20 protein-coding genes are annotated in these 20,689 nt (G+C 71.0%); 6 read left to right on the top strand and 14 right to left on the bottom strand.

All coding sequences use genetic code 11. From position 1 onward, the window contains the following. Positions 1-554: 554 nt before the first annotated feature. The 3 genes from KIK05_RS40585 to KIK05_RS40575 form a co-directional block, all read right to left on the bottom strand. Complete coding sequence (locus KIK05_RS40585) at positions 555-1,730, bottom strand: homogentisate 1,2-dioxygenase (RefSeq protein ID WP_214416212.1); 1,176 nt, start codon at positions 1,728-1,730, stop codon at positions 555-557. Beyond that, positions 1,640-2,137, bottom strand: coding sequence for an MBL fold metallo-hydrolase (locus tag KIK05_RS49610; protein WP_372455652.1), 498 nt, complete (start codon positions 2,135-2,137; stop codon positions 1,640-1,642). The genes KIK05_RS40585 and KIK05_RS49610 overlap by 91 nt, the downstream gene beginning before the upstream one ends. Before the next feature lie 93 nt (positions 2,138-2,230). Further along, the gene (locus tag KIK05_RS40575) at positions 2,231-3,544 is read right to left on the bottom strand and encodes a serine hydrolase domain-containing protein (RefSeq protein ID WP_250564255.1); all 1,314 of its coding nucleotides are present in this window, start codon (positions 3,542-3,544) and stop codon (positions 2,231-2,233) included. A 146-nt stretch (positions 3,545-3,690) separates the two neighbouring features. On the opposite strand from KIK05_RS40575, the gene KIK05_RS40570 reads away from it, so the two are divergent. Then, the gene (locus KIK05_RS40570) at positions 3,691-3,870 is read left to right on the top strand and encodes a hypothetical protein (protein ID WP_214416211.1); all 180 of its coding nucleotides are present in this window, start codon (positions 3,691-3,693) and stop codon (positions 3,868-3,870) included. 96 nt (positions 3,871-3,966) lie between these two features. Here KIK05_RS40570 and KIK05_RS40565 read toward each other — a convergent pair whose 3' ends face one another. Further along, positions 3,967-5,550 (bottom strand): FAD-dependent oxidoreductase, encoded by a 1,584-nt coding sequence (locus KIK05_RS40565; protein WP_214416210.1) that lies wholly within the window; start codon positions 5,548-5,550, stop codon positions 3,967-3,969. Positions 5,551-5,627: 77 nt separating this feature from the next. On the opposite strand from KIK05_RS40565, the gene KIK05_RS40560 reads away from it, so the two are divergent. The 4 genes from KIK05_RS40560 (at position 5,628) to KIK05_RS40545 (ending at position 9,386) form a co-directional block, all read left to right on the top strand. Next, a complete protein-coding gene (locus KIK05_RS40560; RefSeq protein WP_214416209.1) occupies positions 5,628-6,233 on the top strand; it encodes a helix-turn-helix domain-containing protein in 606 nt (201 codons plus the stop codon). Positions 6,234-6,241: 8 nt separating this feature from the next. Next, positions 6,242-6,886, top strand: coding sequence for a helix-turn-helix domain-containing protein (locus tag KIK05_RS40555; RefSeq protein WP_308250327.1), 645 nt, complete (start codon positions 6,242-6,244; stop codon positions 6,884-6,886). 231 nt (positions 6,887-7,117) lie between these two features. Next, positions 7,118-8,401: a hypothetical protein gene (locus tag KIK05_RS40550; RefSeq protein WP_214416208.1), complete on the top strand. Its 1,284-nt coding sequence runs from the start codon at positions 7,118-7,120 to the stop codon at positions 8,399-8,401. Between the two features lie 274 nt (positions 8,402-8,675). Further along, positions 8,676-9,386 carry a hypothetical protein gene (locus KIK05_RS40545; protein ID WP_214416207.1) on the top strand — a complete coding sequence of 237 codons (711 nt, stop codon included), beginning with the start codon at positions 8,676-8,678 and terminating at the stop codon, positions 9,384-9,386. 76 nt (positions 9,387-9,462) lie between these two features. On the opposite strand, the gene KIK05_RS40540 is transcribed toward KIK05_RS40545, so the two are convergent. The 9 genes from KIK05_RS40540 to KIK05_RS40500 all read right to left on the bottom strand — a co-directional run bounded on the left by KIK05_RS40540 (position 9,463) and on the right by KIK05_RS40500 (position 18,903). Beyond that, positions 9,463-10,731, bottom strand: coding sequence for a CU044_5270 family protein (locus tag KIK05_RS40540; protein ID WP_214416206.1), 1,269 nt, complete (start codon positions 10,729-10,731; stop codon positions 9,463-9,465). Next, positions 10,724-11,323: an RNA polymerase sigma factor gene (locus KIK05_RS40535; protein ID WP_214416205.1), complete on the bottom strand. Its 600-nt coding sequence runs from the start codon at positions 11,321-11,323 to the stop codon at positions 10,724-10,726. Before KIK05_RS40535 ends, KIK05_RS40540 begins: the two co-directional genes overlap by 8 nt. 96 nt (positions 11,324-11,419) lie before the next feature. Further along, positions 11,420-12,601: a PucR-like N-terminal domain-containing protein gene (locus KIK05_RS40530; protein WP_308250326.1), complete on the bottom strand. Its 1,182-nt coding sequence runs from the start codon at positions 12,599-12,601 to the stop codon at positions 11,420-11,422. Positions 12,602-12,689: 88 nt separating this feature from the next. Then, positions 12,690-12,896, bottom strand: a complete 207-nt coding sequence (locus tag KIK05_RS40525; protein ID WP_214416204.1) for an EF-hand domain-containing protein — start codon at positions 12,894-12,896, stop codon at positions 12,690-12,692. Between the two features lie 125 nt (positions 12,897-13,021). After that, on the bottom strand, positions 13,022-14,788 hold the full coding sequence (locus tag KIK05_RS40520; RefSeq protein ID WP_214416203.1) for a CBM35 domain-containing protein: 1,767 nt from the start codon (positions 14,786-14,788) through the stop codon (positions 13,022-13,024). Between the two features lie 265 nt (positions 14,789-15,053). Further along, the gene (locus KIK05_RS40515; RefSeq protein WP_214416202.1) at positions 15,054-16,499 is read right to left on the bottom strand and encodes an N-acetylmuramoyl-L-alanine amidase; all 1,446 of its coding nucleotides are present in this window, start codon (positions 16,497-16,499) and stop codon (positions 15,054-15,056) included. A gap of 97 nt (positions 16,500-16,596) precedes the next feature. Next, entirely contained in the window at positions 16,597-17,322 is a 726-nt protein-coding gene (locus KIK05_RS40510; protein WP_214416201.1) for an MgtC/SapB family protein, read from the bottom strand. Between the two features lie 19 nt (positions 17,323-17,341). Continuing rightward, positions 17,342-18,124 (bottom strand): helical backbone metal receptor, encoded by a 783-nt coding sequence (locus tag KIK05_RS40505; protein WP_214416200.1) that lies wholly within the window; start codon positions 18,122-18,124, stop codon positions 17,342-17,344. Next, positions 18,121-18,903, bottom strand: a complete 783-nt coding sequence (locus tag KIK05_RS40500; protein WP_214416199.1) for a (2Fe-2S)-binding protein — start codon at positions 18,901-18,903, stop codon at positions 18,121-18,123. Before KIK05_RS40500 ends, KIK05_RS40505 begins: the two co-directional genes overlap by 4 nt. Positions 18,904-19,052: 149 nt before the next feature. On the opposite strand from KIK05_RS40500, the gene KIK05_RS40495 reads away from it, so the two are divergent. Further along, positions 19,053-19,889 (top strand): GDSL-type esterase/lipase family protein, encoded by an 837-nt coding sequence (locus KIK05_RS40495; protein ID WP_214416198.1) that lies wholly within the window; start codon positions 19,053-19,055, stop codon positions 19,887-19,889. Here KIK05_RS40495 and KIK05_RS40490 read toward each other — a convergent pair. Then, positions 19,886-20,668, bottom strand: coding sequence for a putative hydro-lyase (locus KIK05_RS40490; RefSeq protein ID WP_214416236.1), 783 nt, complete (start codon positions 20,666-20,668; stop codon positions 19,886-19,888). The two genes, KIK05_RS40495 and KIK05_RS40490, sit on opposite strands and share 4 nt — an antisense overlap. Positions 20,669-20,689: the final 21 nt, after the last annotated feature.

Below are 20,689 nucleotides of genomic sequence, written 5' to 3'. Positions count from 1 at the left end.
GTGCCGTACCGCGTGGTGCAGCCCGGCGGTGGCCTTGAACGGGATGCCCTGCTCGACGCAGTTGCGGATGAAATGTCCCAGCTCGTGGGTGGAGGGATGGAGCTCCGGCGTGAGCCCCCCGCAGCGCACCTTGAGGCCCACACCGTCAGGGACCTGGTGCAGTTCCCCGGGCGGGACCTCCACGAACAGGCGCGCCCCCGACCGGGCCACATCGACCCGCTCGGCGACCATGTCGATGCTCATCCCCTTGGGAAGGGCGATCTCGACGAGCTCGACCCGGACGTCCGGGGTGTCGTCGAGGGGCGGCATCTCGGGCGCGTCGAGGATGATGCCCAGCCGGATGGGCCGGGTCAGCGACGCGCGCAGCTCCGCCAGACGCCCGGAGGGGCACAGGAAGCGGTGGGTGAGCACGTCACTTCCGGCGTCCTCGTCGGCGTAGTGGCGCGTCAGCGCCCTGGACATGGGCAGCTGGGCGGGCGGGTACAGCCCCGCGTCGTCGACAAGGGCGGTGAACAGCGCGGAGAGCGCCCCGGCCGCCGGGGGGAGTGGGTCGCTCATCGGGCCCACGTCCAGGCGTAACCGGGATCCTCGCAGGCCAGCGCCGCCCCGCCGAGATCCAGCGGACGGAACGTGTCGACCATGACGGCGAGCTCGCTGGTCTCCTTCACGCCCCTGCTCACGGCGTCGACGGCCGCCTCCACCGCCCCCGGCTGCGGCCCGTGCGTGAACCCGGCCGGATGCAGGGAGATGGACCCGACGTCGATGCCCGACCCCTTACGCGCGGTGTAGTCGCCGCCCACGTAGAACATGAACTCGTCGGAGTCGACGTTGTGGTGGTTGTACGGGATCGGCACGGCCTCGGGATGGAAGTCGAGCGGCCGGGGGCAGAACGAGCAGATGACGAAGCCCGGCCCCTCGAAGGTCTGGTGGACCGGCGGCGGCGCGTGCGTGCGCTTCACGATCGGCTCGAAGTCGGCGATGTTGAAGGCGTAGGGGTACAGGTAGCCGTCCCAGCCGACCACGTCGAACGGGTGGTGGGCGTACGTCAGCCGGGTGAGGCCGCCGCGGGTCCTGACCAGGACGGGCGTCTCGTCCCCGTCGACGACGAACGGCTCCTCGGGCGCCCTCAGATCGCGTTCGGAGTAGGGGGCGTGCTCGAGGAACTGGCCGTACTGCGACAGGTAGCGCCTGGGCGGGCGGATGTGCCCGGACGCCTCGATCGCGAGGGCCTTCACCGTGGTGCCGTCGAGCGGCACCCACCGGTGGATCGTGCCCGTCGGGATCACGATGTAGTCGCCCTCACCGGCCTCGATCACGCCGTACGTCGACTCGAAGCGGGCCCGGCCACTGGCGATGTAGACGCATTCGTCGCCCTTGGAGTCGCGGTAGAGCTCGCTCGGCTGGTCGGCGGCGGCGTACGACATGCGGACGTCGGCGTTGCCGGCCAGCGGTTGCCGTCCGGTGACGAGGTCGCCGCCGACGGGGAGGCTCTGGGTGCGGAAGTGGCGCGGGGAGAGGGGAAGGTTCGGCGAGAGCCTCTCGCCCGTGCCGTCGGTCACCGCCTCGGCCTTGACGATGGCGGTGGGCAGGTGCCGGTGGTACAGCAGCGAGGAGTCGGAGGAGAAGCCTTCCTCACCCATCAGCTCCTCGGCGTACAGCCCGCCGTCCGGCCGGCGGAACTGGACGTGCCTCTTGCGAGGCACCTCGCCGACGGTGCGGTAGTACGGCATGGGCCCTCCTCGTGTACGCATATCGGACAATAATGTCCTCTATACGTACGACAATCCGCCATCACGGCGCGCATGTCAACCTCACCTGGGCGGCTTCGAAGGGCGTGCCGCCGGTCAGGCGGGATCGGGCTGCTGGAGCCGGTCCCACCCGACCGGACACGGATGGCGTCCATGGTGATCTCCTTGCGGTGTTCCTGGTGTGGTCCACCGCTATGACGAGACGCAAAGGTGAACAGGCGGTCGGCGTCAAGGTGGTCGAAATGCTCGTGCGTGACGAGGACGGCCTCGGCTCCGGTCAGGACGTCCGGCTCCGGGGTCAACCGACCGGGGTCGATGACGAGGGACCGGCCGTTCTTCTCGAGTCGCACGCAAGCGTGCCCGGATTTCGTCAGTATCACGAGGTCCATCGTCTGACACGCATCCCCGCCCCGCCGCGCCGATCGCGCAGGGCGAAGCACCCACATGGGACCCGTGCCTCCCGCCGCCGTGCTCGGCCGTGTCTACTGAGCCGGCCTGGTCTTCTCTGCCCCGGCCTGCCCGTCGCAGAACACCTCCTTGATGAGCCTGTTCAACGCCTTCGGGAACACCACTGCCTGGTCGATTGCGGCGTCCCCCATGGTTATCGACGCGGTCAGGGTCTTGCTGCCGTCGGGCGTGCTGTACATCAGCGTCCCGTAGCCCGCCGGGGGGCTGCCGTCGTGGTTGAGGATGACGCCGGCGCAGTCCGGGCCCGTGTCCAGCACGTACGTCCCGAGGCCGTAGCGGCCGAAGAGGCCGTCGCTCCTCGGGTCCGGCCGGCGCATCTCGGCCAGAAGCCGGGCCGGCAGGAGCTTGCCGCCATTCAGCGCGGAGAAGAACGTCTGGAGATCCTTGGTGGTCGAGATCATGTCACCGGCGCCCGCCAGCAGGGAGAGGTTCTGGCGAGTGACGTCGACCACCTTCCACTGGTCGGCGTCCTGGTAGCGGAAGTAGCCGTGGGAGTGCGGACCGGGGAGGTCCGTCCGGGTGCCCGGCACCATGGTGTCCGACAGACCGAGCGGCCGCAGGATCCGCCGCTTCATCTCCTCGGTGTACGAGTGGCCCGTGACCTTCTCGATCAGCAGCAGGGCCAGCGTGTAGTTGGTGTTGGCGTAGCTCCAGCCCGTCCCCGGCGCGAACTTCGCCGGCTTGGACAGCGCCAGCCGTACCAGCTCCTCGGGCTGATAGGTGCGGAAACGGTTGTCCAGCCACTCCTTGCCCGTGGCGGGGATCCCCGGTACGTACTTCCCGTCGTCGTAGTACTCGCCGGTGTAGTTGAACAGCCCGCTGGTGTGCTGCAACATCATCCGCACGGTGATCCGCCGGTCCAGCCCGAGCTCGGGCAGGTAGTCGGCCACCGGGCCGTCCAGCTCGACCTTGCCCTCGGCCACCAGTTGCAGCACCAGGGTCGCGGTGAAGCTCTTGGTGGCGCTGCCGATCCAGAACCGCCCGTTCGTCGGCGGCGTGGCGCTCTGGCCCAGCTTGCGCACCCCGGCGCTGCCGACCCAGTCGCCCCGCTGATCGTGCACGCGCATCTGCATCCCGGCGTAGCCGTCATCGACCCACTCCTGGATGGCCTTCTGCAGTTCCGGGCGATCCTGCCCGGCAGTGGCCTTCGGCGCCGGCCTGCTGTCCGCGATGGCGAGCACGGGCGCGGCCGCCCCGGCCAGCAGCGCGGCCGCCAGCGCCGTGACCCCCACTCCCCGGAAGGCCCGCATACGGAGCCTGTTCTCGAGCGCGATCTTGTCTTTGTACGCCTTGCGCAGCCCCGAGGCCGCAGTCGCTGAACCCTTCATGGCATCTACCGTCGCCGACCGCCCTGATACCGGCCCGTTGCCGTGCTGACACGGCCGCTGACATCGACCAGGCGCTACGCCTTTGCTCCACCAAGCCATCGCCCGTCGCTGCCACTACAGAACAAGAACCAACTCAGGCACCGGAGATGGACGTGTACGGCGACGGCCGGCTGATCGCCACCGTCACCGTGGTCGACGTCCCCAATGGTGGGGTCTGGTACCTCGTCAAGCGGCCCGACGGCCTGCCTGTACAGGCCCGCGTGACCGAAGATCCGGCCTCGGCCGCTCGCGCCATCGCCACCTTCCGCGCGAGGAGCGACCTGTGAGCGGCAGCGCGGGGCCTGTGGGGGCGTGCCCCCACAGGACACAGCCCTCGCTCCTGGCGCGAAGCGCCTCCGCGAGGGCCGTGTCAGAGAGGCCGTTCAAGCGCGGCGGCGGGCGACCAGGACGGCGTCGTGGATGGTGGTCTCCCGGCCTTCGGGGTCGACCACGGTGCGGGGGCGGGTGTCGGCGGACACGATCTCCCAGGTTGCCGGGTCGAGGGCGGACGCGACCTCCTCCGCCGTGTACATCATGTCCGGGAAGTGCATCCTATGGGCGGAGGTGCGCAGGTCGGACGGGTGGTGGCCGACGATCAGCAGGGTGCCGCCAGGGGCGACGGCGGCGGCCAGGCGGGCGAACAGTTCCCGTCGCGGCTTGCCCGGCAGGTGCATGAAGTTCGAGGACACCAGGTCGTACGCCCCCTCGGCCGGCGGGCGCTCGCGCAGGTCGGCGTGCGTCCACTCGATGCGTCCGGCCACCGGTGAACCGGCGGCCTCGGCGTGGGCGGCGGCCCGCCGCAGGGCGGTGCGGGAGATGTCGACCGCCGTCACCTGCCAGCCCCGTTCGGCGAGCCACACCGTGTCGGCGCCCTCGCCGCAGCCGACGTCGAGTGCCCGGCCGGGGGTGAGCGCGGCGGCCTCGGCGACCAGTTGCGGGTTGGGACTTCCGCTCCAGATCGCCGGGCGTGCCTGGTAGCGCTCCTCCCAGCCCGCCTCCTCGAACATCGTGCGCACCTGCTCCTGGTAGGTGGCGAGGGCGTTCCGGGTGTCCTCGGCGACGAGATCGGCGTTGATCGCCGCGCCCGCCTTCAGGCCCGCCGCGGCGGACACGATCACCTGTGCCTGAACGTCGGCCACGTTCCCCGCGACCCACACGCCCGGCACCTCGGTCTTGCCGGACGGATCCGCGGCGATCTGCGTTCCGACGACCTGACCCTGGATCTCGACCTCGACCGGCTTGAGCCCCAGCGACTCCAGCACCTCCGCGCGGGCGTTCATGCGCGTCCCGACGGCCACCACGTCGAGTGCGACGACCTCGCCCGTGGCCAGCCGTACGCCGGTCAGGGCGTCGTCGCTCACCTGGATTCCGGTGACCTCGCCCTCCACGACCGTGATGCCGCGAGCCGCGAGCCGTTCGGTGTCCTCGTCGTTCGGCGCCGGGCTCCGGTGGCTCAGGAACAGCACGTCTTCGCTCAACTGCCGCCACAGGTGCGCCTGGTGGAGGGCGAGCGGGCCGGTGGCCAGGACGCCGATGCGCCGGTCGCGGGCCTCCCACCCGTGGCAGTAGGGGCAGTGCAGCACGTCACGTCCCCAGCGCTCGGCGAGGCCCGGCACGTCGGGCAGCTCGTCGACCAGGCCGGTCGCCACCAGCAGCCGCCGCGCCCGTACCTCGCGACCGCCGTCCAGCTTCACCAGGAAACCGTCGTCCCGCCGTTCGGCGGCCGTCACATGCCCGGCGACGATCTGCCCGCCGTAGCCCAGCACCTCCTCGCGGCCGGCCGCCACCAGCTCCAGCGGCGGGGTGCCCTCACGTGCCAGGTAGTTGTGCACGTGTCCGGCCGGCCTGTTGCGCTGCTCCCCGGCGCCCACCACCAGCACCGACCGCCGTGCCCGCGCCAGCGTCAGCGCCCCGCCGAGCCCGGCGGCGCCGTCACCCACCACCACGACGTCGTACGTGTCGTCCATCGATCGTTCCTCTCCATGTCGTCGGCTGGGCCAACCATGCGGTGCGACGCGTCGGTTCGGCAAGTAGTGTTGCTGATATGGCAAAGGACGAGGCCGAGATCCTGCTCGGGGTGGGCCCGCGGCTGCGGGCGCTGCGCAGGGAACGCGACATGACGCTGAGCGAGCTCGCCGAGACCACCGGCATCTCCGTGAGCACGCTGTCCCGCCTGGAGTCCGGCGGGCGCAAACCCACGCTGGAGCTGCTGTTGCCGCTGGCACGGGCCTACGAGGTCCCTCTGGACGAGCTGGTCGACGCGCCGCTCGGCGGCGACCCGCGCGTGCGCGCCCGCCCGATCGTGCGGCGCGGCGTGACGTTCCTCCCGCTGACCCGCAGGCCCGGCGGCATCAGGGCGTTCAAGCAGATCTATCCGCCGAACACGCCGGAAGATCTGGAACAGAAGACCCACGAGGGCTACGAGTGGCTGTACGTCCTCTCGGGCCGCCTGCGGCTGCTGCTCGGCGAGCACGATCTGATCCTCACGGAGGGGGAGGCCGCCGAGTTCGACACCCGTGTCCCGCACTGCATGACCAATCCGGGGCCGGAGCCCGCCGAGGTCCTCGCACTCTTCGGGCCGCAGGGTGAACGCCTCCATGTCCGGGCCCGCCCCAGCCAGAGGCCGCGGGCCGTGCCGGGCGGCGCATAATCGGAAAGGTGGATCACAAGGGGGGCCCGGAGTCGGCACAGACCCTGGAGCGGGGGCTGCGGCTGCTGCGGCTGCTCGCCGACGGCCATCGCGGCCGTACGCCCACGGAGCTGGCCCAGGAGCTCGGGCTCAGCCGCCCGATCGTGTACCGGCTGCTGACGACCCTGCAGAACGAAGGCTTCGCCCGGCGGGACGCCGAGGGGCGCGCCCATCTGGGCTTCGGCGTGCTCGCGCTGGCGCGCGCCGTCCAGCCGCTGCTGAGGGCGGCGGCCCTGCCCGCGCTGCGGCGGCTGGCCGAGGACACCGGGGCCACCGCCCATCTGACGGTGGCCGAAGGCGACGAAGGGCTGGCCATCGCCGTGGTCGAGCCGACCTGGACCGACATGCACGTCGCCTACCGCGAGGGCGCCAGGCACCCGCTCTCGCGCGGCGCGGCCGGCCTCGCCATCCTCAACCTGCGCGAGAGCCGCAGCGACTACACCGTCACCGAGGGGCAGTTGCAGGAGGGAGCGCGGGGCATCGCGGCTCCGTTGCCGGGCCTGCCGTGGCTGGAGGCGTCGGTGGGCATCGTGACCTTCAGCGCCCTCGACAGCGGCACGCTCGGCCCCCGCGTGGTCGCCGCGGCCGTCGAACTCGGCGAAGCCCTGACCTGATCTTCTCCGGAAAACGGGAACGGACGGTTACCCGTGCCGTACGAGAGGGCGAAATCCGGGGGCGAGCTCGGGAAGGCCGAGGTGATCGGACGAGGTGAGAGCCTTGTGACCTGCTCACAGGTCCAAGTAATCCTGTAGATCCTCTGGTCGAGTAAAGATGTGCCCGATACAGTCGTTTCGATCGTTTATGAGCGATCACCGTGTTTTCGCGCCGCCCCAAGGAGACGCTTGATGCGAATCAGGAGAGCCCTCGCCCTCAGCGCCGCACTCACCGCCCTCGCGGTAGGGCTGCCCGCTGCCTCGGCGTTCTCCGATGACGGCAGCGGCAAGGAAGACTGCAAGAACGTAACCAACGGCGGCTCGCCGTCCGATCCCCAGTGCTTCTGGATGGCCGACCCGGCGCAGGCGCTCGACATCGTGCGTTTCTGGGCCAAGGACGACGGCGCGAAGCTGAAGGAGGCCGGCGAGTATCCCGTCGGCTGGATCGACTGCACGGTCGAGAACTGCAAGAACGACGGCGAGGGCGACGGCGTCGCCCACGACGAGGGCGACCCGGCGCCCGAGGGGTACACCGACGACAACACCCCGCCGACCTGCCAGACGGCCGGTGCGACCTGCTCGGTGAGCCCCGAGGAGATCGCCGCGGCCGCGCAGACGCCCGCCGGTCAGGCCGTCGCCGCCGCGGCGGCGGGCAAGATGCGGGTGTGGATCGACACCGAGCTCCTGGACGACTACAAGGCCGGCGCCACCCAGTTCGCCGCCGCCGTCAAGAAGGTCGGCGCGCTGGCCGCGCAGCCGGGTGTGGTCGGCATCCGGTTCACCTCGCAGCTCGGCTACAACGGCGCGGTGACGACTTCGGAGGAGATGAGCAAGTTCGTCACCGAGACCGCCGCGGCGCTGCACCAGGTCGCCCCCGGCAAGAAGCTGGGCGTGCACACGGTGGTGCCGGAGTTCGGCTGCGGTGAGAACGACCCCTGCAAGGCCGAGATGACCAAGAAGTACCCGCTGCTCACGCCCGACAAGATCGAGCCGCTGCTGACGTCCGGCTCGGTGGACCAGCTCACCCTCGACGCGGGCCTGCTCAACACCGCCTACGCCACCTGGAAGATCAGCGGTGCGCAGGCGCAGAGCAACCAGTGGGTCAAGGTCAAGGCGCTCGCCTGGGACACCCTCGCGCAGATCTCGGCCGAGGACGCCGGGCTCGCCGGCAAGGACCGCTCGCAGCTCACCACCGAGCAGGCCGCCACGGTCGTCCAGCAGCGTGTCGCCGCCCCCCTGAAGAACGGCGCGGCGACCGTCAACCTGTGGACCCACTGGCAGGACACCACGGGCGGGACCTACCGGGTCATGGGCGAGAAGCTGGCGGCCACGCCGGCCTGGGAGCAGCTCACCAAGCTGCAGCCGCTCCAGCGCCGCCTGTCGACCATCTTCGACCCGGCCGCCGCCGAGGTGGGCGTCAGCCAGGACGTGAAGAAGCTTTCGGAGGTCTTCGGCCAGGTGTACATCACCAGCTGAGGTCGATCTCCCCGGCGGGCGGGGTACGGGCGGTCATCCGCACCGGTCCCCGCCCGCTTTCGTGTTTCCGGTCAGGGCGAGCTTTGCGACGAGGGCGTATTTCCCGCTGTTATTCGCTAATTGTGAGCAGTCCTCGTGCTTTCGCCCCGGCGCGTGTGAGCAGGGGCGAGACCTGCGGCCGTGCACTGATCGGGGTTCGTTCATGACACAGTGTGATAACTGGGAGTTAGGTCAATCCAGCCCATATCTATTCCTGTTGGCTTAACATCCCCGTGTGGCATATTCCGGGTCAGAACGGCAGTTTCCGCCGCAGCAGGTTCCGCAGCCGGGATTCGTCCAGCCGGTGCCGCCCCAGGCGTTCGCCCAGCAGGGACCGCCGCAGCCGCAGTTCGCCGCCGAGCCGGTGGTGGTCGACGTGGGGGCGCGATCCAAGGGCAAGGCGATCGCCGCGGGCGTCGTCGTCGGCGGGCTCGGGCTGGTCTCGCTCGCCGCGGCCGCCACCGGGCAGGTGGACGGCGGCCTGGGGGTGAGGATCGCGGTGGGCGTGCTGGGCGCGGTGTTCGTCGCCTTCGGACTGCTGCCGCTCCTCACCTGGCGGCGGATCACCCGGCCGCGAAGGCTCGTCATCGAGCCGCTCGGCATCCGCTGGGAGGACCCTCGCGGCACGTCGTGGGCCGTCGCCTGGCAGGAGCTCGCCGGCGTCGCCGTCTCCCAGACGCGCAAACGTCACGTCAAGGTCAGTGACCGCCTGCTGCCGCGCAAGGTGATGGTGCGGCTCGACCTCTTCCCCGCCGATCCGGGCTTCCGCGGCCGTCACCCGGAGATGGAGCCGATGTGGGAGTTCCATCAGGTCAAGAAGGGCTACCGGTTGCCGCTGGGATCGGCGGCCAAGCACATCGAGCCGATCGACCAGGCCATGCGCACGCACCGTCCCAACATCTACCTGGGCGTCCGCGACGAAGGCTTCATGATCGGCCTGGTCTGACCTTCGCACGGAAGACGGAACGGCCCGCACCGCGCTGCGGTACGAGCCGTTCCGCCGGTCAGGGGGCGTCCTGTTGTTACGAGGCGACCGGCTGCGGATCGGTCGGCTCCGCCCCCTGCGAGGGTGGCATCGGCGGGTCGGAGGGGTCGGGACCGGTCGGCGGGGCGGAGGGGTCCGAGCCGGTCGGTTGCGCGGTCGGCGGGTCGGAGGGGTCGGGGCCGGTCGGCGACTGCGAGTTGCTTGGCTGCGGGCCGGCGGGATCGGTCGGCGGCGTCGTCGCGGCCGGCTTCTTCATCATGTCGCAGCTGCCGTCCTTGTGAACGCCCTCGGCCTTCGGCAGTTCGTCCACCACCGAGACGCTGAGCTCCGCGGTCAGGGCGAGGACGCTCCCCACGGGCGCGCCGGCGGCCTTCCGGTCGACCACGACTTCACGCTCTCCGAGGAACATGTAGGTCTCGGGATCGAAGATCAACTGTGCCAGTGTGCCGTTCGCCGGCCTGCCGAGGGCCGTGCCCTTGCGGCCCGCCGAGTCCTCGACCCCCTCGGCCGTCCGGACACCGGGGATCGTCCTGGCCGCCTCGAAGAGCGCCTGCCGCTGCGCGCGCGGCATGTAGTTCTCCCTCAGCAGGTCACCGACGAGCGTCCAGGCGTCCGAATCAGGAGGGATCTGCTTTCCGCCGTCGTCCTCGCGCCTCGAACTCTTGTACAGGTAGTCGCGCATTCCGTCCTTGTCGGTGGGCAGGGTGCTGAGATAGGCGTAGTCGAAGCGCCTGTTCTCCGGCCGCTCCGGTGTACAGGGCTTCTCGATCTCGCTCCAGTCCGCGCCCTGCCACTTCTTGGCCTCTTCGGGGATGGGCCAGCCGGGGTACGGCTTGGGCGAGCGTCCCTCGATGTACAGCAGGCCCGTCTTGCTGCCGTCGACGGAGCGCCAGATCTTGCGGGCCGTCCGGTACAGGTAGCGGCTCTCCTTCTTGCCACCGTAGAAAGACTGGGAGGTGTACATGGTCTCCGACTGCACCAGGATGTACTGGCCGGGCTTCGGCGCGAGCTCGGACGGCCGCACGGCCGGCACCACCTCGGCCGACTCCGTCGCGTCGGCCCCCGGCGCCGCGGCCGGGACCGGGGCCGGACGCGACGACAGGGCCACACCCACCCCGCCGACCAGCGCGAGGGTCACCCCGAACGCCCCCACGGCCTGCCACCCCAGGCGGGGAAAGCGGAACGCCGCCCGGCGCCGCCCCGTCGCCTCGTCCAGGAGCCGGCGGCGCGCGGCGTCCCGGGCCTCCGGCCGGTACGCGGGCGCGGCGGGACGGCCATCACTGAAGATCCTGATCTCGTCATCCATGCTGGGGCTCCAAGTTGAGAGGGTCGATACCGCCGAGTGCCCTGCGCAGCTTCACGCGGACACGGTGCAGCCGGGAGCGGACCGTGCCGATCGGCATCCGAAGCGCCTGCGCGACGTCCTCGTAGGTGAGGTCGGTCCAGGCCACCAGGAGCAGCAGGTCGCGGTCCCGCGCCGACAGCTTCGACAGCGCCCGGGCGAGCCGGGGCTGGAGTTGCTCGGCGGTGACGCGTTCGACGCTCCTGTCGTCGAACGAGCCGGGACGGTCGGGGGCCACCCTCGCCATCATCTGGGTGCGCCGCCGCTCGGCTCGGCGGTGCTGTGACACCACGTTGGTGGCGATGCCGTACAGCCAGGGTCGTGAGTCCGGCCGGGAGCCGTCGTAGCGGGCCCGGCCGCGGAAGGCGACGAGGAACACCTCCGCCACCACGTCCTCGGCAAGGTCGGCGCCGAGGCGCCTGCTGGCGTACCGGAAGATCTCGTCGGCATGCCGGTCGAACACCACCGCGAACAGCTCGGGCTGGTCGAGCGAATTGGCGATGACGGTGGAGTCGTCCAGCGTGGAGCCGTCGAGCAGTGCCTGGGCACTCAGCACGGGCGGTCCTCTCCGGGGTTTTCGATGCGGTCACCCCGTACTTGGTGAGGTTCGCCGGCCCGGTTCCACTTTTTCTCTTTTGCCCCGCGAATGGGGTCAGCGGCCGAGTGCCTGGCGGGCGCGCAGCACGATCTCGAGCTCGAAACGCACGTCGGGGTCGGCGAGCTGGTCGCCGTACAGCTCCTCCAGCTGCCGCAGCCGGTAGCGGACCGTCTGCGGGTGCACGTGGAGGCGGGCGGCGACCTCTCCGGCGCCCCGCCCGTGCCGCAGCCACGCCAGCAGGGTCTCGGCCAGCCGGTCCTGCTGGCTCGGGCGCAGGTGCGCGAGGGGGGCCAGCCGCACCTTCGACAGGGCCGCCACCAGTTCCTCGTCCTTGAACACCACCAGAGTGGCCATGTGGTCCGCGCAGCGCAGCACCCCGTCGCCATCGGGCAGTACGCCGCGTCCCGCCAGCTCCAGGGCCTCGCTCGCCCATCTCAGGGACGTCGCCGCCTGCGGCAGCGGCACGGCCGGCCCGATGGCCGCCCGCCACCCGCGCAGCCCGTTTTCGAGCATCTGCGCCTGGCCCGGCCCCGCCGGGTCCGGGACGATCAGGCAGGGGTTCCTGCGGTCCAGGCCGACCAGCACGTCCGGGGCCAGGGACGGCGCACGGTACCCGCAGCGCTCCTGCAGCGCCACACCCGCCACGGTCTTCGGCAGGCGCCAGCCGGCGGCCCGGGCGGCGTCGGCGACGGCCTCCGGTGAGGCGGGGGGCCGCGACAGCAGCAGGTCGAGCAGGCGGTGACGACGGCGTTCGATCTCGCCCGCCGTCCTGGCGCGGGCCTCGTTGAACCCCTCGGTGGCCGCGTCGGCGAGCTGGTCGAGGAAGACGAAGATCGCCTCCCCGAGGTCGTACAGCGTCCTCGGGTCCAGGCCGAGGCGTTCGGCCTGCTCGGTGAGGCGGTGCCAGGCGACGCGGGCGCCGAGGCGCATGGCGGTCTGGAAGGGTTCGAGGTCGCGGCCCTCGGCGGCCTCGCCCCGGCCGATGGCGCGGAACACCTCGGGGTCCCAGGGGTCGCGGGGGCGTTCGATGCGTTCGAGGAACCGGTGGAGCGCCTCGTCCACGGCGAGGCGCAGCACCTTGATGTAGATCTCGTCGGAGGGCCGGGCGTACTCGGGGACCCGCTGCTGGATCTCGACGATCATCTGGTCGGCCAGGTCGCCGGCCGCGGGGCGGAGAAGGGCGGCCACGCCGCTCGGTAAGGCGGCCCAGAGCTCGTTGTCCGATGCGATAGACACGGCGACCCTCCCGTCGGGTTCGTCCAATTGTGACGTATTAGACGGAGGGTTAGTAGCTTCGGACCGGACGCCGGTCGTGGCCGGCGAACTAGCGGGTGGAGCTCAGGTAGTGGGAGAACTCCTCCAGGGAGATGCGGCCGTCGCCGTCGAGGTCGAGCCTGCGGACCGCGGCCTCGGCGGCCTCGCTGGTCACCGGCTGCCCGAGCACCTCCATCAGCCGCAGCAGTTCCCCGGCCGAGATGAGCCCGTCCTTGTCGGCGTCGACCAGGTCGAAGGTCACCGCGTACTCGTTCATAGCCACTCCTCGCGTGATCGGTCGCCGAGAACCCTATTCCGGTTCTGGCCATGATTCATGGCTTTTGACCTGAATCAACGCGGCCCACGCAGGGGCGCGGCCCGCACCCCTGCGTGGGATGGTCATCAGTTGTTGTTCACGAACTGCTGGGCGAGTTGCCGGCCCAGGGTGACGGCCTGGGAGTGGTTCTGGATGGTGGAGACCTTGGTGCCGGACCCGGTGAAGACGATGTAGGTGACACCGGTGTCGGTGCCGCCGTTGCTCGGGTCGGGGTTGATGCCGAGGTCGGAGGCCGTCTTGTAGGACGCCTCACCGATGATGCCGCTGGGCCCGGTGTCTCCCATCACGGCATATTCGACCTTCCCGTTGTAGATCACCGCCACGACCGTGCCGCAGCCGATCCCCTTGGTGGTGTAGTTCCAGATGCCGCTCGTGCTCGGCACGACGACGTACGGCAGCTGTGCCGCGTTGAGCGGGGTGTCGGTGGTGGTGTGGCAGAAGGTGTCGGCCTGGAAGCAGCAGTCGGTGTTCTCGTTGCACTGGGTGGTGCGGACGCCGTCGCAGTCGATGTCCATGTCGGCCTTCCAGAACACCGCGCCGTTCTTGTTGCACACCGGCACGGTGGCCGTGCTGACGTCGCTGTCGGTCTTGTACTTGCCGTTGGAGATCTGGCTGCAGGTGGTCACCTTGGCCAGGAGCTGGTCGGCGGTCACGCCACCACTGCCGCCGCCGGTGGCGGTGCCGGTGACGGAGGCGCTGCGCGCTGACTCGTTGCCCGCCGCGTCGACGGCGGTGACGGTGTAGGTGTGGCTGCTGGAGGCGGCCAGGCCGGTGATGGTCGCGGCGTTCTCGCCGGGGATCGCGACCGCGGTCGAGCCCTCGTAGACCTTGTAGCCGGTCACGCCGACGTTGTCGGTAGAGGCGTCCCAGGCCAGGGAGATGCTGCTGCTGGTGGTCGCGGTGACGCGCAGGTTCGCGGGCACGGTCGGCGCCTGGGTGTCGGTGCCGCCCGCGACGCCGACGGTGAGCTTGTCGACGTTCGGGCCGCCGTCCGCTCCGGTCGCGGTGGCCCGGACGGTGTTGATGCCGGCCCTCAGCGTCGCGGTGAGCGTGCTGTCGGCCCAGGTGTCCCAGTTGGCGGTCGGGTTGAAGGCGCGCCCGGCGGAGACGACGGCGCCGTTGACCGCGATGTCCATGGGCCGGTTGGCCGCGGTGCCGTTGGCGTACCGGAGGACGAGGGTCGTGCTGCCCGCGGTGGCGGCGTTGACGGTCCACTCGATGTACCCGCCGGCGACGTTGGTGTAGTCGACGAAGCCGGTGCCGGTGTAGCCGGTGTGGTTGGTCGCGACGGCGGCCTGCGACAGCGTCGCGTTCTCCGCCTCGTAGGCGGTGGAGGAGGTGTCGGTGACCGTGGCCTCGATGTAGTCGAGGTTGGGGTTGCCGTTGGCGGAGGTCGCCGTGACGCGGACGGTGTTGTCCCCGGCGTTGAGGTTGGCGGTCACGGTGGCGGTGGTCCAGGTGTCCCAGCTACCCGTGCCGCCGAAGGTGTGGGCCGCCGCGACGACGGCGCCGTTGACCGAGACGTCGGCCGGACGGTCGGCCGTGGTGCCGTTGGCGTAGCGGATGCTCAGCGTGGCGCTGCCCGCCGCCGGGGCGTTCACCGTCCATTCCAGGTAGCTGCCCGCGACGTTGGTGCCGTCGACGAAGCCGGTGCCGGAGTAACCGGTGTGGTTGGTGGCCACCGCTCCCTGGGAGATGGTCGCGGTCTCGGCCTCGTAGCGGGCGGTGGCCGCGTAGGCGGCGGCGCCCACGAGGGCCTGGGCGAGGAGGAGGGCGAGCAGGACGAGGGCCGTGTGGGCGGGGCGCCGGAGCGCCGGCAGGTGGGGGTGCACGAATCAGCCTTTCTGCCGCCCCGGACGCTCGGCACCCCCGAGAGCCGGGCACCGGGCGCGGCCGATCTCTGCGGATGCCACGGTTCGCGCGCTGGATTTGGTTAGGAAGGCTTCCTATCAAATAGAGATCGGACCACCCACCGGTCGGTGACGTCAAGGGGCCGCAGGGGCCCAAAAATCGGGACTCACGGCATCACGGCCCCGACCTGGGCGGGCCCGAAAAGCAGAATGCCCCCGTTCCGAGGAACGGGGGCATCCGAGAAGATCAGCCGCAGTGTTCGAGCGGGCTGTCGTAGGTGGACGAGCCGGCCTTCCCGCCCCACTTGATGCACTTGTCGGCGGCGGAGGCCCGTACCGGCCCGGCGTAGTAGGTGAAGTTGCCGGAGTCGGTGATCCGCGTCGACCCCGCGACCTCGAGGTAGGCGGAGGTGGCGGTCGCCGTCCCGAGAGAGGTGCTCTTGAGCGTGGTCACGCAGTTGTACCCGGTGGAGGAGTTGTACAGCAGGTACACCGTGCCGGAGCTGCCGAGGGCGGCCGAGTCGATCACGCTGTAACCGCTCCCGCAGACCTGCTCGGGCGTGTACGGGTTGCCGCCGCCGCTGCTCCCCGTCACGTACTGCATGTACTTGGTCCAGTTCCAGTACGGACCGGGGTCGGTGTGGTCGGAGGTCGGCACCTCGACGTGGCCGATGATGTGGGTGCGGTCCTTCGGGATGCCGTACTTGTCGGCGATGTAGCGGGTCAGCGCCGCCGACGAGCGGTACATCGCGTCGGTGAACCACGAGGCGTCGCTGATGTACCCCTCGTGCTCGATCCCGATCGCCCGGTCGTTGTACACGGTGGCGTGGTACGCCACGTCCTTGTCGTGGACCATCTGCGTGATGTCACCGTCGGACGAGCGCACCAGGTAGTGCGCCGACACCTTGGCGCTGGGGTTCTGGAACCACGAGATCGTGCCGGCGTACGAGCCCTGCATGACGTGGATGACGATGCGGTCGATCGTGCCGGCGCCCCGGCTGCCGACACGATAGTTGCTCGTGCTCGCCGGCACCCAGTGCGCGCTGGGGTAGTCCGCCGCCGCGGCCAGCTTGGGGGCGTTCAGGTCGGGCGCGTCGGCGTACTCGCCGCGGTCCGGCCGCACCTCCTGCGGCTTCACGGTGACGGTCTCGCCGCCCTTCACCTCGGCCCGCACGCCCGATCCCAGCAGGTCGTAGACCGTGTCGGCGTAGAGCCGCGCCGCGCCCGGGTCGGACGCGCCGCCGTACTTCGCCACGGCCGTGTACCACTTGCCGAGGTCCTTGCGGGCGGACGCGCTCAGGCCCAGATCGTCGGCCTCGGCGCGCAGCACCGCCGCGCCGCCCGCGATGTTCGCCGCGGTGTCCGACTTCAGGGCCGACAACGGCTTGGAGGTCAGTGACGCGGCCTGTTCCAAGGTGTGGTTGCTGGGGTTGCTGACCAGGTGCATCACGCCGTACCCGCCGCTGGCGCTCGGCTTGCCGCCGTGCCCGTCGAGGTGGGTCTCGGAGTAGGCGAGCGCGACGAGCAGGTCACGTGGCACCTGGTACGCCGCGGAGGCCGCGCTGAAGGCGTCCGCCAGGGGCTTGGCCGGATCGGCGTGCGCCGGCTGACCGAGCAGGGCAACCGGGGTGGCCAGCAGACCGGCGAGCGCCACGGCCAGGCGGTGGGACCGCCGTGGTGGGGGAACCGTCATTAGTCCTCCTGTAGACAGGCACTCGGTTCACTGGAGTGCCGTGCCGTACAGATTCCGGCCGACCCATATAAGAAAGATCCAAGACCCGTACAACCCGTTAAGCGATCTTGGAGTCGATGTCCTCGACCAGCACGCCCAGCACCCCGTCGATCTCGGTGAGCGCGGCGCTGAGCTGCGAGACCGAGCCGGTGCCCTGAACGCTCAGCCACAGCGAGACCGTGGCCGGGTCCCGGCGCTCCGCCCGCTGGTCGACCGACAGCTCGCTGACGCTGAACCCCCGCGACGTGCATTCCGCCAGCACCAGCCGCAGCACGCCCCGACGGTCGAGGTAGCTGAGGTGCAGGCGGGTGGGGATGCGTCTGGACGTCGGCAGCAGGCTCTCCAGCGGCGTGAGGGCGTACGCCGTCACGAAATGCCCCAGGGTCACGACGAGGGCGAGCAGCCACAACCCGGCGCCCGCCGCCATGCCGACGGCGGCGGTGAGCCACACCGTCGCCGCCGTGGTCAGCCCGCGCACCGTCTCCCGCCGCGTGAAGATCAGCCCCGCGCCGATGAACCCGATGCCCGACACCACCTGGGCCGCCACGCGGGACGGGTCGAGGCGGATGTCGTTGCCCAGGACGTCCCAGAAGCCGTACTTCGACACCAGCATGAACAGGGCCGAGGCGAAGCCGACGAGCGTGTGCGTGCGCAGCCCCGCGCTCTTCTGGCGGATCTCCCGCTCCATGCCGATCACGGCGGACAGCACGAAGGCCAGGACGAGACACCCGACCTGCCCCCAGCCTTGGCCGGCGAGGCTCCCGATCTCCGCCACGCCCTCCATCGAGCCAGACTAGTTCAGGTCAGCCGCCCGCAGGGTGAGCCATTCCGAGAGCGCGCGCCAGCACCGCGGGCGCCTCGGCGAGCGAGGGGCCGTACCAGGTGAGATGCCGGCCGCTGACGAGCGCGGCCGGCACGCCCGGGAAGAAGCCGGGGCCGTCGTCGGCGGTGAAGCGGTACGGCTCGTCGGGCAGCACCACCAGGTCGGGGCGCGCCGCGAGCAGCTCGGGCAGGGGGATCTTCGGGTACCGCTCCGGGTGGCCGGCGTAGATGTTCTGCACGCCCAGCCGCAGCAGCAGGTCGCCGGCGAAGGTGTCGCGCCCCACCACCATCCACGGCTTGCGCCACACCGGGACGACGGCGCGGCGGGTCTGGCCGGCGAGGTCGGCGTCCCACGCGCGTACGGCCGCACGCAGCCACGGCGGCTCCGGCAGGCCCATCGCGGTGACCAGCATCCGGCGCAGGGACGTGAACGCGTCGTCCAGCGTGCGCACGACGGTGACCCAGACCGGTACGCCGGCCGCCCGCAGCGCGTCGAGGTCGATCACGCGGTTCTCCTCCTCGTTGGCGAGCACCAGATCGGGGGAGAGCGCGACGATGGCGTCGACGTCGGGGTTCTTGGTGCCGCGCACCCGCGCCACGTCGAGGTCCTCCGGGTGCGAGCACCAGGCGGTCGCTCCGGCCAGCAGGCCGGGGGCCGTGGCCGCGACCGACTCGGTGAGGGACGGCACCAGCGACACCACCCGCCGTACCTCACCGGGGACGCTCACCGGCAGCCCGAGGTCGTCGACGAGGTCACGCTTCATCGGGCCCCTCCCGCCGCTCGGACGGTCCGCGCCCACTGCGCCCGTCGGATCTCCGGATCGAGCAGGGCGCAGTCGTCGCACATGCCGCCACCAGGGACGCGGTAGTACAGGCAGCAACTGGTCCGGACGAAGAAATGCTCGCCCGGCGCGGGCTCCGCCGGTTCGCCCGTTCCCGCCAGCAGGCCGACGCGCAGCACGTCCCGGACCAGGCGCGCCGCGGCGGGGCCGAGGTCGGGACGCGCGGGCGGCAGCGTGCGGAGCGTCCCGGCCAGGGCGGAGGCGGCGTTGCCCCACAGCAGCGCGGCCGAGATCTTGGTGATGCCCTGGACGGCGGCCACCAGGGGCTCCAGCAACTCGGGTACCACGGCGCGGTAGACCCGCTCGGCACGGTCGGCGGGGTCCGGCAGGAGCTCCCAGCCCGCCGTCCGGGACGCCCACAGGGGGAGCGGGCCGGTGGGGACCGGCCGCCAGCGCAGGTGCGCCGAGGCGCCGACCGGGAGCAGCCCGTGGGCGGCGACCGTCGCCACCACCGGGGACCACAACCGGGCCGCCAGCCCCTGGAACAGGATCGACGCCGCCACCCGGTTCTCCCGGGTGCCGAGCCGCCGCCCGTGGTCGGCGATCTTGGCCCGCAGCGCGTCCGTGTCGGTGGACAGCTCGCCGAGCGGCCGCCACGTGAGGTCGTCCTCGACGCCAGGGTCCGTGCGGAGCTCGAAGTACGGCCCCACCGCCGACACCTCGGCCAGCGCCCGTCCGACCAGCTCCGGATCCGCCCTCATGCGCGCCTCCCTTCCGCGTGCTCCAGCGTAAACGCGCCCGGGATGTTACCGGCGGGTCACTACCGTGTAATGGGACCTTGTCAAAGCGGCAAAGCGGGCCGACATTCTGAGCAACCAGCCGACTCGGGGGAGAGCCCCAGGAGACCAGCTTGGACATCCGCCGCCGCACCCTCGTCCTCCTCACAGCAGTCGCGTTCGCGCTCGCCCCGGCCGTCCCCGCCGTCGCGGACGCCGCCGCCCCGCCCGTCCCCGACTCCATGGCCTCGATGGGCGACTCCATCACCCGCGGGTTCAACGCCTGCGGGTTCTACGTCGACTGCCCGTCCCGGTCGTGGTCCACCGGCAGCTACTCCACCGTCTACAGCCACTACCGTCGCCTCCTCGCCGTCAACCCCTCCCTCGTCGCCTACAACGACGCCAAGTCCGGGGCCAAGGTCGCCGACATGGCCGGCCAGGCGCAGCAGGCCGTCTCCCAGGGAGTCGACTACGTCACCATCCTGATCGGCGCCAACGACGCCTGCACGTCGTCGGAGTCCGGCATGACCTCGGTCGCCGACTTCGAGTCCAGGTTCCGCGCCGCCGTCCAGACGCTCACCACCGGCCTGCCCAGCGCCGCGATCTTCGTCTCCAGCATCCCCGACATCAAGCGGCTGTGGCAGGTCGGCAAGGACAGCTCCTCCGCCCGCTCCACCTGGTCGCTCCTCAGCGTCTGCCAGTCGATGCTCGCCAACCCCACCTCGACCGCCACCGCCGACGTCCAGCGGCGCGACCGGGTACGCCAGCGGGTGGCCGACTTCAACGCCGTGCTGGCCAAGGTGTGCGCGGAGCACGCCACCTGCACGTACGACGGCGGCGCCGTCTTCGCCTACCCGTTCGCGCTCTCCCAGGTCAGCACCTGGGACTACTTCCACCCCAACACCAGCGGGCAGAAAGTGCTCGCCGACGTGACCTGGGCGGCCGGCTTCGGCTGGTCTTCAGTCCTCTAAGGCACGAGATAGGCGCTGTCGCGGGCGTCGGTGATCGCCATGTGGCCGGGAGCGTGGCCGATGGCGAACGGCGGGCGCGAGCGCATCACGGCGGCCTGCGGCGTCACGCCGCAGGCCCAGAAGACCGGGAGCTCTCCCGGGCGGACCTCGACCGGGTCGCCGAAGTCGGGCCGGTCGAGGTCGGCGATCCCGATCGCGCCCGGGTCGCCGACGTGGATCGGGGCGCCGTGCACCGCCGGGTAGCGGGAGGTGACGCGCACCGCCGTCGCCACCAGCTCGGCGGGCACGGGCCGCATCGACACCACGACGGGCCCGGACAGCTCCCCGGCCGGACGGCAGGGCAGGTTCGTGCGGTACATCGGCACGTTGGTCCCGCTCTCGATGTGCCGCACGGGCACCCCCGCCTCCAGCAGCGCCGCCTCGAAGGTGAAGCTGCAGCCGATGAGGAAGCAGACCAGGTCGTCCCGCCAGTACGACAGCACGTCCGTCACCTCCGCGACGGGCTCGCCGTTCTCGTACACCCGGTAGGCCGGAAGGTCGGTGCGGAGGTCACCCTCGAAGATCGAGGCACTGACCTCGCCGGCCTCGGTGACGTCCAGCACCGGGCACGGGCGCGGGTTCCGCTGGGCGAACAGCAGGAAGTCGTACGCCTGCTCCTTGGGCAGGGCGAGGAGGTTGGCCTGGGCCCAGCCCGGCGACCAGCCGGAGGTGGGGGTGACCAGCCCTCCGCGGAAGAGCGCGCGGGCCTGCTGGGGGGTCAGGCGGGCCGGATCGACCATGGTCTGCGACATCGCTGGGCT

The sequence above is a fragment of the Sphaerisporangium fuscum genome, assembly GCF_018531465.1.
Classification (GTDB): Bacteria; Actinomycetota; Actinomycetes; order Streptosporangiales; family Streptosporangiaceae; genus Sphaerisporangium; species Sphaerisporangium fuscum.
The sequence above is the reverse complement of the archived record's forward strand: the minus strand, read 5'-3'. Positions and strand labels throughout refer to the sequence as shown.

Bases quoted from the DNA above. Each gene is read 5' to 3' on its own strand.
- KIK05_RS40560 (WP_214416209.1), top strand. From the start codon at position 5,628: ATGGCAAAGGACGAGGCCGAGATCCTGCTCGGGGTGGGCCCGCGGCTG.
- KIK05_RS40510 (WP_214416201.1), bottom strand. From the start codon at position 17,322: ATGGAGGGCGTGGCGGAGATCGGGAGCCTCGCCGGCCAAGGCTGGGGG.
- KIK05_RS40550 (WP_214416208.1), top strand. From the start codon at position 7,118: ATGCGAATCAGGAGAGCCCTCGCCCTCAGCGCCGCACTCACCGCCCTC.
- KIK05_RS40515 (WP_214416202.1), bottom strand. From the start codon at position 16,499: ATGACGGTTCCCCCACCACGGCGGTCCCACCGCCTGGCCGTGGCGCTC.
- KIK05_RS40565 (WP_214416210.1), bottom strand. From the start codon at position 5,550: ATGGACGACACGTACGACGTCGTGGTGGTGGGTGACGGCGCCGCCGGG.
- KIK05_RS40575 (WP_250564255.1), bottom strand. From the start codon at position 3,544: ATGAAGGGTTCAGCGACTGCGGCCTCGGGGCTGCGCAAGGCGTACAAA.
- KIK05_RS40540 (WP_214416206.1), bottom strand. From the start codon at position 10,731: ATGGATGACGAGATCAGGATCTTCAGTGATGGCCGTCCCGCCGCGCCC.
- KIK05_RS40525 (WP_214416204.1), bottom strand. From the start codon at position 12,896: ATGAACGAGTACGCGGTGACCTTCGACCTGGTCGACGCCGACAAGGAC.
- KIK05_RS49610 (WP_372455652.1), bottom strand. From the start codon at position 2,137: ATGGACCTCGTGATACTGACGAAATCCGGGCACGCTTGCGTGCGACTC.
- KIK05_RS40570 (WP_214416211.1), top strand. From the start codon at position 3,691: ATGGACGTGTACGGCGACGGCCGGCTGATCGCCACCGTCACCGTGGTC.
- KIK05_RS40585 (WP_214416212.1), bottom strand. From the start codon at position 1,730: ATGCCGTACTACCGCACCGTCGGCGAGGTGCCTCGCAAGAGGCACGTC.
- KIK05_RS40500 (WP_214416199.1), bottom strand. From the start codon at position 18,903: ATGAGGGCGGATCCGGAGCTGGTCGGACGGGCGCTGGCCGAGGTGTCG.
- KIK05_RS40505 (WP_214416200.1), bottom strand. From the start codon at position 18,124: ATGAAGCGTGACCTCGTCGACGACCTCGGGCTGCCGGTGAGCGTCCCC.
- KIK05_RS40490 (WP_214416236.1), bottom strand. From the start codon at position 20,668: ATGGTCGATCCGGCCCGCCTGACCCCCCAGCAGGCCCGCGCGCTCTTC.